Consider the following 13,026-nt stretch of genomic DNA (forward strand, 5'->3'; position numbering starts at 1 on the left):
CAATTTGTCTACTGTAGCTGGTCTCTTTTGATAGCTGCGATGCTCATGTACTAGCGTACACTGCGCTTCTCGCTTCAAAATAGCCTGCACTACAACGACAAATTCCCCATCAAAGCAATAAAATGTAAGACTTTGATGAACAAAATTTAGCTGCGGAGTGGTAGTTCAGTTGGTTAGAATACCGGCCTGTCACGCCGGGGGTCGCGGGTTCGAGTCCCGTCCACTCCGCCATTGAATTTCATATGAAACCTCAGTCGAATGACTGAGGTTTTTTTGCAGCATAAAATTCATAAACGTATAAACATACTTCGAATTTAGGAAGGACTCTGGATTCAGTACAGAGTCGGTATTTCCTAAGCATTTCTAATATTATCAGCGAGTTGTTGACATAATAATTGCGCTGGAATCCGTCTCACACTTTTCTGCAACACACTTATTTTTGCAATAATATTTTGCGATAGATAACTATTGTGAATAATTAGAGTACAGTTAGTGCGCAGTTTATAACTATTAATTAACTTTATTTTGAGATTGGATGTTTGGTGTCTCTATGTTTGACTTGAGAAGAATATTATTCTTTATAGTAGGTGTATTGGTGGTACTTGCGCTTGCTTACGTGTTTAGTGCGAACCGTTCTGGTATTAAAAAGCGCCCTATCGTGCAAATGTTGGTGATTGAGCTGATTTTGGCTTGGGCACTGATGAAAACCACAGTCGGTTTAACCATTGTTGGTGGAATTAACGAGTTTTTCGTTAAGTTGATGGACTATGCGAACCAAGGTACTCAGTTCGTGTTTGGCGATCTGGCAGCAAAAGGCCACTTTGTATTCTACATGAATGTACTGATGCCAATTATCTTTATATCGGTGCTGATTGGGATATTACGTCACTTTAAAATTCTGCCTTTTGTTATCAAATACGTCGGTTTGGGTTTAAGTAAAGTGAACGGTTTAGGCCGATTAGAGTCGTTTAACGCAGTAAGCTCACTACTTGTTGGTCAGTCAGAAAACTTCATTGCGATTAAACAGCTTATTCCACACATGACTAATGAGCGTTTGTTTACCCTTTCTGCTACTGCCATTTCAACAGTATCTATGTCAATCGTGGGTTCTTACATGCAGATGATTGAGCCTCGCTATGTCGTAACGGCTATTTTGTTGAACATGTTCAGTACCTTTATCATTCTTTCTGTTATCAACCCATATGAGTTGAAACAAGGTCAAGATCTTATCAACACTGAAGCTGAAGAGAAAAAGCAGAGCTTTTTTGAAATGCTTGGTGAATACATCATGGATGGCTTTAAAGTAGCCGTTGTTGTGTCAGCTATGTTGATTGGCTTTGTAGCACTTATTACCGCTATTAATAGTGTGTTTGACATGGTGTTTGGTGTGACTTTCCAAGCATTGCTCGGTTACGTATTCTCTCCAATAGCTTACTTGCTCAATATTCCTTGGCACCAAGCTGCTCAAGCAGGAGCAATTATGGCGACTAAAGTCGTGACAAACGAGTTTGTTGCTATGATTGACTTGAAGAAATCCATTGGTCTTGATCACCATACTATTGGCGTGATTTCTATCTTCCTAGTATCTTTCGCTAACTTTAGCTCGATTGGCATCATCTCAGGTGCGGTTAAAGGTCTTTGCTCTGAAAAAGGCGATATCGTAGCGAGTTACGGCTTTAAGCTTGTTTATAGTGGCTTTCTCGTTAGCATGCTATCTGCCATCGTCGCAGGCCTAATGATTGTTTAGTGATTAGAAAATGCTACTTAAGCCCTGCCTAATTTTAGGCGGGGCTTTTTATTTTTTGTGTTGCGGGAATTTGGCTCTTTTCTAAATATTGTTACACGGTTTTGGCTCACGGCTCTGCGCATCATTGAGTAGCCAACAAATAAGTAATAGACCAATAGGGCAAATTTACGCACAATGGCGGCGGTATCCTTGTCATTGCCCATTGTGGTACAGGGTCTTGGATATGCTTGGCCAAAGATAAGCTCATATAATGTATGGCCTTGCGAATAGATGATATAGCCTAGGAGTATCAATAAATGTCCGTTTACGACACGATCAGTGTTATCGCCGCAGTTGCGGTATTTATTTCATTATTTAATCAGAGGTTTGGGCGTTTTCAAACGACAATAGCTATTACTGGCTGGTCCGTTGCTATTTCTGTTCTTGTCCTACTGCTTAGTAAGTTTGGTGTCATTCCCCTACACCAGCAGCAGGATATGATTCACATGCTGAAAAATATTCAGTTTGATGACTTTTTACTTAAAGGTGTGCTAGGGTTCTTGCTCTTTGGTGGGGCACTAAATATTGAATTGACCCACTTAAAAGATCAGAAGTTCGAGATCCCATTTTTAGCGTTAGTCGCAACCTTATTTTCGACCTTCTTTATCGGTGGATTACTGTATTTTATCTTGCAAAAGATCGGTATCCATATCGACTTCATTTATTGCACCCTGTTTGGCGCGCTAATTTCTCCAACTGATCCAATTGCGGTATTGGCTATTGTCAAGAAAATGCGCGCTCCTCAACGTGTATCGACACAAATTGAAGGTGAATCGCTGTTTAATGATGGTGTGGGTTTGGTGGTATTTGTAACGCTATTTGAAGTTGCATTTGGCAAGTCAGCGCCAACGGTCTGGAGCACGGCAGAGCTGTTCTTGCATGAAGCAGTAGGGGGGATTCTATTTGGCCTCGTACTAGGCGTGTTTTTCCATTTCCTTATCAAACGTACACCAGATAGCATGATGCGACTTATCTTAACCATGTTGATCCCCACCGCAGGATACGTTTTGGGTGAGCACTTGGAAGTGTCGGCGCCGTTAGCCATGGTAGTGGCGGGTATCATTATTGGTAATGTCACTCGTAGTGGCATGGACAAGCAAGAGTCCCATCAGATGAGTCACCTTTGGGAATTAGCCGATGAAATATTGAATGCGATTTTGTTCTTGCTAATCGGTCTGATTATGGTGACCTTTAGTTTCCATTATATTGATATTATCGCGGTGGTTATCGCTGTGCCTTTGGTACTCTTGAGTCGTTATACGAGTGTCAAACTGTCATATGTATTGTTTAAGTGTTATCGCAAGTACAACCCAGAGTCGGTGAAGATTCTAACTTGGGGCGGCTTGCGTGGCGGCTTAGCGCTGGCGATGGCGATGGCTATCCCAACGGGAGCGCAAGTCGTTAACGGTGTCGACATTAAAGAAATCATTGTCTTGATGACTTATGCTGTTGTTGTTTTTTCTATTATTGTCCAAGGCTCGACGATTACTCCTATGATCCAAAAAGCCAAAGATTGGGAATCGAAAGGCTACTAATCGCAAAATGTGAACACGCCTCGAATATCGTAAAGACAAGAAAGCCCGCGTTCATGATGAAGCGGGCTTTTTAATTCTCTGAATAGTGACTTAGGCTTGCTTGAGCAACGATTCGGCTTTTTTGGCCACCTCGTTTGAGGCTTGAGTGAGGTTTTGCTTTTCTAACGCCTGCGCCAGGAGAAGATAATCTTGATAGCTAGTACGTATAGAGAGGGCTTTTTCTAGCAGCTGTTGTGCTTTGGACCATTGCTGATTGGTTATTTCAATGCGAGATAATGCGCTGAGGGCTTCAGCTTGATTTGGATCCTTAGTTAATGTTTCTTCTAGTAGCTGCTTTATCGGATGATTGTCCGCCAGTTCGATATTGGGTAGCAATAGCAGCAAACCGTCGATAGTCTGTTTTTTCAACGCTTCTTTAGCAATGGTAAATGCTTCAGAGTAGGCTTGCTTCTGGATGAGTAACTCGGTGACATGGACGATGAGTGTTGAGTCACTTTTCACCTTCCTATTTAACTTATCCCAATAATGGATAAGTTGCTCGGTTCCTTGAGTCGAGGCAATATTGCTCAGCATGCCGCTGTGAGCCTGAACTTGCAAATCTAGCTGTTGCTGATTGTCGATGACCTTAGCTTTGCTGAGTTGAGGAATGATCTCAAGCAGGGCTTGCCATTGCTTTAATCTCAAGTAAACGCTCTTCAAAAGATTGAGCACTAACGGGTTAGTATTGTGATCAGAATACAGATTGGACAAGGTTTCGCGTGCTTGCTTCAACTCGCCTTCTCTGATTTGTTGCCTGGCAAGGGTTAAGGAAACGGCGAGAGAGGAATTATCTTCTTTACGAGCAAGCTGCAAATATCTATCGCGTTTGGTCTTGTCGCCCATTTCAACAGCGGCTTCTGATGCCATTAGGTAACAAAGAAGAGGCATGTCATGGTGAGACACTCGGCGAGTGATTTTTTTCTCTGCTACTTTCCACTGGCCTTCGAGCAATTTGATGATGCCTTCGTTCGCATCTTGTCGAGAGCGTTTCACCTTTCTGATGGTAAACCAACGCCAAGTGGCAGAGCTTGAGCGAAACAGTTTTTTAAGAAGTGTTTCGGCTATGAATAAGATGGCCAGTGTGGCGACCAAAAAAATGACCAAAGTGGTGACGCTCATTTCTATGGTTTTATCTGCGATAGAAATTAACACGTATCCTTGTTGTCCGGCATAGTGGGTGCCTGCGAATATTCCAGCACCCAGTACAACAAAGAGAAAGATTAATCTAAACATTATTTCTCCTCCGAAGTGAGGCTAGTGACATTTCGGCTAAGCTTCTGAGCGATGATTTTGGAGAGAATTTCTTGCGATTGCAGTTTCACTGGGTAATTCACTTGCACATTTTGTTGGCTAAGGTTGTGCAAAGTTTTCTCAAACTGTTTGACAGAAGTATTCTCTTGGTCAAAGAAGGAATCTGACCATTTAGACGCAGTATCTAGTGCGGTAGTGTATATCCCTTCCTTTTCGTCGTAGACGGCCCGAATCGCAAGATCGAGTTTGGCGACGATGTTTTCCCTTAAATAAAAGTCTTGTTTTGGAGAAAGTAGCGGAATGACGTTACCGTCACGAGTTCTAAAGGTGATAAAGTTCTTAGAAAACTCCTTGAGGGATGTCAGCAAGTTGGACTTCCAGTCACTGACGTTAGAGGATACTTGATCTTCCTTATGAACTTTCTCTTTGGGTAAGATAGCATTCGCCAAAGGTAAGGTTGCGACTTGATTTTGTAGCGACATTAAACGCAGTACTAGGCCGTCGCGGTCGATAATTGGTAGCGCTTTTAGTGTGGTGATGTCATCTGCCATCGCCTTGCGTAGAGGGAAAAGGTTGGGGTCATTAAGTGCAGCGATACGCTGGTCTGCACTTTCCATCAGCTGTGTAGCACTAAACACATCATGTTCTAAATACAGTTTACGCGCGGCAAGTTTGACTAAGTAGTCCGCTTCAGCAAGAAGCCAGTCGTTAGGGCTACGCCCTTTCATGTCAGCGATAGCCATTTGTAAGCTTTTAATGCTCTTTTGCTTTTGTGCCAACTCGACTTTGGTTTGCTGGTTTAGTGCCGAGATGTCTTGCGATGCTTGGCTTTGTACTGTGTTTAATTGGCTGCTTAAGTTTGTCTCATTCTGTTTCAGTTGCTGCTTAAGCTGGCTAATTTGCTGCTGATATTGGATGTTGTTATGGTAGATTTCATAACCTAATCCACCACCTACGACTATCGAGATCAATAAAGCGAGAGCGCCTAGCTTCGACCCACGTTTATTGGCACCTTTTGTCTCGGCTGTGGGCGTGGCTTGGGGGTTATTCGTGGTTTTGCTGCGGTCTTTATTAGACGCTGATTGCTGGCTTGCATCGTCTTTTTTTTCAGAGTCAGTATGCTGATTGTTGTTATTTGCCATGTTTAAAGGTCCTGTTTCATTTTGGATATAGCGCGCAAGATATCTTGATTTGATGCACCTTGAGTACACGTGATTTGACGAAAGCCTATCTGCGTCGCTTTTTCTACAAGTCGCGGGCTAGGAAGTAATAAGTTAAGGCCCAATGCCCAATTTAAATGACTCGAGCTGAGTTGAGATAAAAAGTACTCCAATTGGTTGCCACTTGTCATAATGAGACTGTCAATATGCTGCGACTGCCAGAGAGGCACTAGCTTAGCTGAATTAAATGGCAGCATTTTTCGCTGATACACCTCACTGTAGCTGACGTTGGCACCGCGAGCTTTTAATCCTTGATACAAGGTTTCTCTACCACCATTGCCGCGAAGAATGAGAATATGCTGATTTGATAGCTGCTGTAATTCAGACATTGCTAAAAGGTGTTCACTGTCACTTATCAGAGGATGTAAGACAGCTTGTTGTATCGAATTTTCGAGGGCTTGGGCAGTTTTTTTTCCAATAGCAAAGTATTTAGCTTGCGGCCAAGAGAGGTTTATAGCTTGCAGTTGATGATGTGCATGAGTTGCGGCGTGCTGGCTGACAGCAATTAGGATATCAGCGTGTTGAATTTGTGCGCCAAGCTGGGGCAAATCCCTGCCAGGGATGATTTCCATGATTGGATGGCAAACGGCAGGAATTTGATGGTTAGTCAGCAGCCGACAGAGTTCTTGTCCTTGAGCTAGAGGGCGAGTGACCAGTATTGCCATTCGTTAATCGTGCTCAGAGTAGAGTTTTTCAAGAATGCCTTTCGCACCTTGGTCGAGCAACTGTTTTGCTAGGGTTTGGCCCAGTTGCTCAGCATCATCACGGTGGCCACGTATTTCACCGCGCACGATGTGCGAGCCATCAGGCTCACCGACTAAGGCTCGAAGCCACAGCGAGTCATTTTCTAACAGGGCATAGCTACCAATAGGGACTTGGCATCCCCCTTCAAGAAATAGGTTTACAGCTCGCTCACATTTTACTCTATCTGCTGTGTCGGGATGACTTAGCGGAGCCAATAAAGCTTTGACTCTCTCATCGTCGAGTCGACATTCGATCCCTACGGCACCTTGTCCTGCTGCTGGTAAGGACTGTGTCGCTTCTATATAGCTTTGAATACGAGTTTCCAAGCCAAGTCGTTTTAGTCCGGCAGCGGCAAGAATAATGGCGTCAAAGTCTCCGTTATCGAGCTTATTCAGGCGAGTGCCAACATTGCCTCTTAGCTCTTTAATCACCAGATCTGGCCGCGTTGCTTTGAGTTGGCATTGGCGGCGCAAACTGCAAGTCCCGACGGTCGCACCCTTCGGTAGCGCGTCGATGTCCGTATATTGGTTGGAAACAAAGGCATCACGTGGATCTTCACGCTGGCAAATCGTGACCAAGCCTAGGCCGTCTGGGAACTCACCAGGGACATCCTTCATCGAGTGCACCGCTAAATCTGCCCGTCCTTCTAGCATGGCAACCTCAAGCTCTTTCACGAATAATCCTTTTCCCCCCACTTTAGCAAGCGGAGTATCTAGGATTATGTCGCCTTTAGTTACCAGCTCTATCAGTTCGACTTCAAGGCCTGGGTGCTCAAAAATTAAGCGTTGTTTGACAAAGTTGGCTTGCCACAGGGCGAGAGGGCTTTTGCGAGTGGCAATACGAATTGGCTGAGATGTGTTCATGTCTGTTGAGTGCTGAAAGATAGTTAACCGTAATCCTACCATCCACTCGAGAAAAAGTATCAGTATTTGCTGGGGTTGATGAACAGGTGACAACAAAAAGCGAGCGGATTAAAATTAATTATGTGATTTATGTCTCGTTTGTAATATGGGCTATTATTAGAAAAAGGAGATACGTACCACACTATGTTCCAGCGAATACTGATAGGTGACTCTAAGGATGTGAGTTGTGGTGTATCGTTCAATTCTTTACCAATAAAATAAAAAGTGTTACATTGATCACGTTTTGGTGTGTATTTTGAACAAAATATAGTCAGGGCAATCGTTGATACTCAAACCAAGGATAGAACCTTGCAGGCTTATACAGATACGTTAATTCAAAGATTAGATCGGCTGAATCAGCAGCGTATTGATCGTGCGCTGGCCCTTATGAGTCTGCCAAGTCAACGAGTCTTCCACCTCATTCCCGCATTATTTCACTACCATTTACCTTCCATTCCTGGCCACTTTGATGAAAGAGCCCCTTCTGGAGTATTCGATTTCACACCGACAGAGCAGCAGCTTAACCTGCTGGTCGAACTTGGATTAGAAATCAGCATTGATACGGATTTAGTGACAGAGCAGGCGGATATCCTTGCTTTGTATACCATGGGTAGCACTTCTTCTATTGGCCAAAGCACTTCGAGTGATTTGGACGTTTGGGTGTGTGTGTCTAGCGATATGGATACGGATTGCCGCGATCGACTGACACTTAAGTGCGCCTTGATAACGGAATGGGCAAAAACCCAAGGGGTCGAAGCCAATTTTTTCTTGATGGATGAGCAACGCTTTAGAAGCAACAGCTCAGAGGAAATGACAGGTGATAATTGTGGCTCGTCACAGCATTTATTGCTGCTCGATGAATTCTATCGCTCTGCGGTTCGACTAGCAGGAAAAAAATTGTTGTGGCAGATTGTGCCGCCAGACATGGAAGAGTGCTACGACGAATATGTGAGTGAGCTATGTGATGATGGCTCAATCAATTGCGCAGACTGGTTGGATTTTGGACAGCTTAGTCGTATTCCCGCTGAAGAATACTTTGGTGCGAATTTATGGCAGTTGTACAAAAGTATTGATTCTCCCTACAAGTCGGTTTTAAAAGCGATATTACTGGAAGCCTATTCCTGGGCGTACCCAAACACAGAATTATTAAGCATTGATAGTAAAAAGCGCTTCTTCGCTGATGAACCTGATTTATACGGAATGGATTCGTACTATTTAATGCTTGAGAAGGTAACTCAATACTTAGAACACATGGGTGATAGCACACGCTTAGAATTAGTACGTAAGTGCTTTTACTTGAAAACCCATGAAAAGCTTTCCCGTCAGCCAGGGGTAGGGTCGGTGAAATGGCGTCGTGAAGCATTAGCTGATCTCGTGCAGCATTGGGATTGGGATAATGGCTTATTGATGGAGCTAGATGACAGGCGCAACTGGAAAGTCGAGCAAGTGAAATTGGTTCACCATGCTTTGCTAGATGCGCTAATGCAAAGCTATCGTAACCTGATTCAGTTTGCGCGCAAAAATGACATCACTTCTACCATTAGTCCGCAAGATATCAGTATCTTGGCCAGAAAGCTCTACGCGGCATTCGAAGTGCTACCAGGCAAGGTAACGCTACTAAACCCGCAGATCTCTCCTGACTTGCATGAACCCGATTTGACCTTTATTGAGGTGAGAAAGGGTGGCGTGAATAAACCTGGCTGGTATTTATATAAACAGCCTCTCATTCCACACCGTATGATTGGGCAATCTAAGTTAGAGCATAATGAATACTTAAGTAAGCTGGTGGCTTGGGCGTTTTTTAATGGATTAACAACTGAAGCCACGCGGTTACATTCTGTGGTCAAAGACGCCGATATTGATATTGATAAGTTCTACCAGATGGTGAGCGATCTGCGCAATACCTTCTCACTCCATAAACGTCGACCCAGTATGCAAGCTTTGGCCAGTCCATGTGAAATTAGCCAATTGGCTATGTTTATCAATTTTGAGTCCGATCCAACCGCGCACCTTAATGCCAAGTCGCTGAAAATGGATTTGAAAAATATCGATATATTCAGCTTTAGTTGTGATGACTTAAGCTTGGTTGGCAGTGTCGACTTGGTTTATCGCAATTCTTGGCACGAAGTACGTACTCTGCATTTTAAAGGTGCCACAGCGATACTTGATGCGCTAAAGACCATTTTGAGCAAGATGCACCAAGACGCTTTGCCTCCGGAATCAGTAGATGTGTTCTGCTACAGTAAGAATTTGCGCGGAATGATGCGTAATATGGTTTACCAATTGCTGGCTGAGTGCATAGAGCTGCGTCTTAAACCCTTTGAACAAGAAAAAAATCGTAGCTTTAAAGCCATTCGTGTGGCTGGGCAAATGTATGGCCTGTTTTTTGAGCGACGTGGGGTGTCTGTGCAGAAGCTGGAGAATTCAGTGGATTTCTACCGCTGTATCTCAACCAACAAGCTGACCGGTTCTACGTTACTTGTGGTGGATAAGGAAAAAGAATATCAGTTACCACAGGTGGTTGATGGTTTCGCTAGTGAAGGGTTGATCCAGTTCTTTTTTGAAGATACCGAGAAAGGCTTTAATATCTATGTATTAGATGAGGCCAATAAAGTCGAGGTCTATCATCAATTCAGTGGTGAAAAAGATGAGATGATCGCCAGCGTCAATAGCTTCTATACATCGGTAAAAGACGACAGCAAGCTATCACATAAGCTGATAAACTTTAACTTGCCGCAATATTATCAAATTGTACGTTCAAACGACGGTGATGACTACGTGGTTCCGTATCGAAACGATCATTCGATTCAAGTGAAGCCAACGAAGCCCATCACCGCTTAAGCTTTAATCCCACTCAATGTCTTCTTGACTTTGAATGTCACATTCCCGTTTTACCATGGCTTGAAACTCAACCCCGGTTTTGGAGCAAATCCAAGCGTCCTCAATGAGTTTAAAGTGATAACCACCAGATTTTGATGCTAACCAAATCTCATGCATTGGCTCTTGACGGTTGATGATGATTTGGCTTCTGTCTTCAAATTCAAGTGTCATTACATTGCCTGATACTTCATAGTCAATGTCCGCTCCAGAGTTATCAATGGCCTCTTCAATCAGTTGTAATTGTGCATCTACTTTTTGATGAAATTCGGAGTCATTCATCTGTCATTATCCTATTGCATTTCTTGGGTGTGGTGCGATTATAGGGGGCATTGACTTAATAATCACGATATCAACGATGAAAAAATCACTCATAGCTTTGACAATGTTATCGGTATTCGTTTTGGCTGGCTGTGGTCAAACGGGACCACTGTATATGCCGAAAGATAAATCAACCAATGCTGATACTCAAACAAGCAGTACCGCGAGCTCACCGTCGACAGAAACCAGTCAAGCTCAGCAGTAAGTGTGACAATGACAACCAAGAACAAAGGTAACAACAGTGGATTATTTCAACTATCGTGAAGACGGCCAGTTATGTGCCGAAGACGTGGAATTATCAGAGCTTGCCGAGCAATACGGTACGCCGTTATACGTATATTCTAGAGCCACCTTAGAGAGGCATTGGAATGCATTTGATAAATCGGTAGCCGGTCATCCGCATCTTGTGTGCTACGCGGTAAAGGCGAACTCCAACTTGGGCGTGTTAAATGCCTTAGCAAGATTGGGCTCTGGTTTTGATATTGTATCTGGTGGGGAGCTTGAGCGAGTGATAGCCGCAGGCGGCGATCCGGCGAAAGTGGTGTTCTCAGGTGTGGGTAAAACCAGCCAAGAAATGAAACGTGCGCTTGAGCTACAGATTAAGTGCTTCAATGTTGAATCTGAGCCAGAGCTTGAGCGGCTAAATCAAGTCGCGGCAGAGCTGGGTGTTAAGGCTCCGATCTCTTTGCGCATTAACCCAGATGTAGATGCCAATACTCACCCTTATATTTCAACAGGGTTGCGTGATAATAAATTTGGTATTGCATTCGATAGAGCAGCGCAGGTGTATAAATTTGCGCAAAGCTTAGAACACCTCGATGTGCAGGGCATAGATTGTCATATCGGCTCGCAGCTGACTGACCTTGAGCCTTTTATCGATGCCACTGATAGGCTGCTTGCATTAATTGACGACCTTAAAGCGCATGGTGTAAACATTAAACACCTCGATGTCGGTGGTGGGTTAGGCGTTATCTATCGTGATGAAATGCCCCCTCAACCCTCTGAATATGCTCAGGCTTTACTTGAGCGATTACACCAACATCAAGATCTTGAACTGATTTTTGAGCCGGGCCGAGCCATTGCCGCCAATGCAGGCATATTGCTTACCCGAGTCGAGTTTCTAAAACACACTGAACATAAAAACTTTGCCATTATCGACGCTGCGATGAATGACTTGATGCGTCCTGCTCTTTACCAAGCTTGGCAAGATATTGTGCCTGTGTCGCCACGTGATGGAGAGCCTTCTACCTACGATTTGGTTGGTCCAATATGCGAAACTGGGGACTTTTTAGGTAAAGATCGGTCACTGGTCTTAGAATCAGGGGATTTACTTGCTGTGCGTTCTGCTGGTGCCTATGGTTTTGTTATGTCTTCAAATTACAACACTCGAGCACGTGTTGCTGAGGTGATGGTTGATAAAGATCGTACTTACCTTGTTCGTCAACGAGAAGAGCTATCTAGTTTATGGGCGCTTGAAAATATACTTCCGGAGTAAATAACACACTATGCACTTCCATTTTTCAAAAATGCATGGTTTGGGTAACGATTTCATGGTCGTGGATTGTGTGACTCAAAACATCTTTTTTTCTCCAGAACTCATTCGTCGCCTGGCGGACAGAAATACGGGTGTCGGTTTTGATCAATTGTTAGTGGTTGAAGCGCCTTACGACCCTGAAACGGATTTCCACTACCGCATCTTTAACGCTGATGGTAGTGAAGTCGAGCAATGCGGCAATGGCGCTCGGTGCTTTGCTCGTTTTGTGCGAATGAAAGGGTTGACCAATAAGTTCAACATCAGTGTGAGCACTAAAAAAGGCAAGATGGTTCTAAACATCGAAGAGGATGATCAGGTTAAAGTCAATATGGGCTTACCTGAGTTTGAACCAAATAAAATACCTTTCAAAGCAAAGCAAACCGAAAAGACTTACATTATCCGGACTGAAGAGTACACTTTGTTTTGTGGAGCGGTCAGTATGGGGAACCCGCATGTGGTGACTGTTGTTGAGGATATTGAAACGGCTAAGGTAGAACATCTAGGCCCGCTTCTTGAATCACATGAGCGTTTTCCTGAACGAGTGAATGCAGGTTTTATGCAAGTCGTATCGCGTAATGAAGTGAAATTGCGGGTTTACGAAAGAGGCGCTGGAGAAACCCAAGCTTGTGGTAGCGGTGCCTGTGGTGCCGTCGCGATTGGTATTGTTCAAGGTTTACTCGACGAAGATGTGACTGTGCATTTGCCTGGAGGCAAGTTGCAGATCCAATGGAATGGAACAGACAAGCCTCTTTATATGACAGGCCCAGCCACTCATGTCTATGATGGGCAGCTATCATGTTAAATTTAAGGATGAATT

10 protein-coding genes, 1 tRNA gene and 1 pseudogene are annotated in these 13,026 nt (G+C 43.9%); 7 read left to right on the plus strand and 5 right to left on the minus strand.

Features of this window, described 5'->3' with window-relative positions:
• Positions 1 to 154: 154 nt before the first annotated feature.
• The 3 genes from M9194_RS19125 (at position 155) to M9194_RS19135 (ending at position 3,321) form a co-directional block, all read left to right on the plus strand.
• Positions 155 to 231, plus strand: a tRNA-Asp gene (locus M9194_RS19125).
• 319 nt (positions 232 to 550) lie between these two features.
• A complete protein-coding gene (locus M9194_RS19130) occupies positions 551 to 1,747 on the plus strand; it encodes a NupC/NupG family nucleoside CNT transporter (protein ID WP_250614300.1) in 1,197 nt (398 codons plus the stop codon).
• 296 nt (positions 1,748 to 2,043) lie between these two features.
• Positions 2,044 to 3,321: a cation:proton antiporter gene (locus M9194_RS19135; RefSeq protein ID WP_250614301.1), complete on the plus strand. Its 1,278-nt coding sequence runs from the start codon at positions 2,044 to 2,046 to the stop codon at positions 3,319 to 3,321.
• Positions 3,322 to 3,411: 90 nt separating this feature from the next.
• Here the strand turns inward: M9194_RS19135 and M9194_RS19140 are convergent, their stop codons facing one another.
• From M9194_RS19140 to hemC, 4 genes are read right to left on the minus strand one after another with little or no spacing between them, the layout of a single operon-like run.
• Positions 3,412 to 4,593 (minus strand): heme biosynthesis HemY N-terminal domain-containing protein, encoded by a 1,182-nt coding sequence (locus tag M9194_RS19140; RefSeq protein ID WP_250614302.1) that lies wholly within the window; start codon positions 4,591 to 4,593, stop codon positions 3,412 to 3,414.
• Positions 4,593 to 5,753, minus strand: coding sequence for a uroporphyrinogen-III C-methyltransferase (locus tag M9194_RS19145; protein ID WP_250614303.1), 1,161 nt, complete (start codon positions 5,751 to 5,753; stop codon positions 4,593 to 4,595). Before M9194_RS19145 ends, M9194_RS19140 begins: the two co-directional genes overlap by 1 nt.
• A gap of 2 nt (positions 5,754 to 5,755) precedes the next feature.
• Positions 5,756 to 6,496, minus strand: a complete 741-nt coding sequence (locus M9194_RS19150) for a uroporphyrinogen-III synthase (protein WP_250614304.1) — start codon at positions 6,494 to 6,496, stop codon at positions 5,756 to 5,758.
• A 3-nt stretch (positions 6,497 to 6,499) separates the two neighbouring features.
• A complete protein-coding gene (gene hemC, locus M9194_RS19155; protein ID WP_250614305.1) occupies positions 6,500 to 7,438 on the minus strand; it encodes a hydroxymethylbilane synthase in 939 nt (312 codons plus the stop codon).
• 288 nt (positions 7,439 to 7,726) lie between these two features.
• Between hemC and M9194_RS19160 the strand changes: the two genes are divergently transcribed.
• The gene (locus tag M9194_RS19160) at positions 7,727 to 10,318 is read left to right on the plus strand and encodes a class I adenylate cyclase (protein WP_431769427.1); all 2,592 of its coding nucleotides are present in this window, start codon (positions 7,727 to 7,729) and stop codon (positions 10,316 to 10,318) included.
• Between the two features lie 3 nt (positions 10,319 to 10,321).
• Here the strand turns inward: M9194_RS19160 and cyaY are convergent, their stop codons facing one another.
• The gene (gene cyaY, locus M9194_RS19165) at positions 10,322 to 10,636 is read right to left on the minus strand and encodes an iron donor protein CyaY (protein WP_250614307.1); all 315 of its coding nucleotides are present in this window, start codon (positions 10,634 to 10,636) and stop codon (positions 10,322 to 10,324) included.
• 76 nt (positions 10,637 to 10,712) lie between these two features.
• Here cyaY and lptM point away from each other — a divergent pair.
• The 3 genes and pseudogenes from lptM to dapF all read left to right on the plus strand — a co-directional run.
• Positions 10,713 to 10,826: pseudogene (gene lptM / locus M9194_RS21850) on the plus strand (LPS translocon maturation chaperone LptM); the annotation flags it as partial.
• Positions 10,827 to 10,916: 90 nt separating this feature from the next.
• A complete protein-coding gene (gene lysA / locus M9194_RS19175; protein ID WP_250614308.1) occupies positions 10,917 to 12,170 on the plus strand; it encodes a diaminopimelate decarboxylase in 1,254 nt (417 codons plus the stop codon).
• 10 nt (positions 12,171 to 12,180) lie between these two features.
• A complete protein-coding gene (dapF, locus tag M9194_RS19180; protein ID WP_250614309.1) occupies positions 12,181 to 13,011 on the plus strand; it encodes a diaminopimelate epimerase in 831 nt (276 codons plus the stop codon).
• Positions 13,012 to 13,026 lie beyond the last annotated feature (15 nt).

Source organism: Vibrio sinus (assembly GCF_023634645.1).
Lineage (GTDB): Bacteria > Pseudomonadota > Gammaproteobacteria > Enterobacterales > Vibrionaceae > Vibrio > Vibrio sinus.

Coding starts and splice junctions, on each gene's coding strand:
- M9194_RS19130 (WP_250614300.1), top strand. CDS start 551: ATGTTTGACTTGAGAAGAATATTATTCTTTATAGTAGGTGTATTGGTG.
- M9194_RS19135 (WP_250614301.1), top strand. CDS start 2,044: ATGTCCGTTTACGACACGATCAGTGTTATCGCCGCAGTTGCGGTATTT.
- M9194_RS19140 (WP_250614302.1), bottom strand. CDS start 4,593: ATGTTTAGATTAATCTTTCTCTTTGTTGTACTGGGTGCTGGAATATTC.
- M9194_RS19145 (WP_250614303.1), bottom strand. CDS start 5,753: ATGGCAAATAACAACAATCAGCATACTGACTCTGAAAAAAAAGACGAT.
- M9194_RS19150 (WP_250614304.1), bottom strand. CDS start 6,496: ATGGCAATACTGGTCACTCGCCCTCTAGCTCAAGGACAAGAACTCTGT.
- hemC (WP_250614305.1), bottom strand. CDS start 7,438: ATGAACACATCTCAGCCAATTCGTATTGCCACTCGCAAAAGCCCTCTC.
- cyaY (WP_250614307.1), bottom strand. CDS start 10,636: ATGAATGACTCCGAATTTCATCAAAAAGTAGATGCACAATTACAACTG.
- dapF (WP_250614309.1), top strand. CDS start 12,181: ATGCACTTCCATTTTTCAAAAATGCATGGTTTGGGTAACGATTTCATG.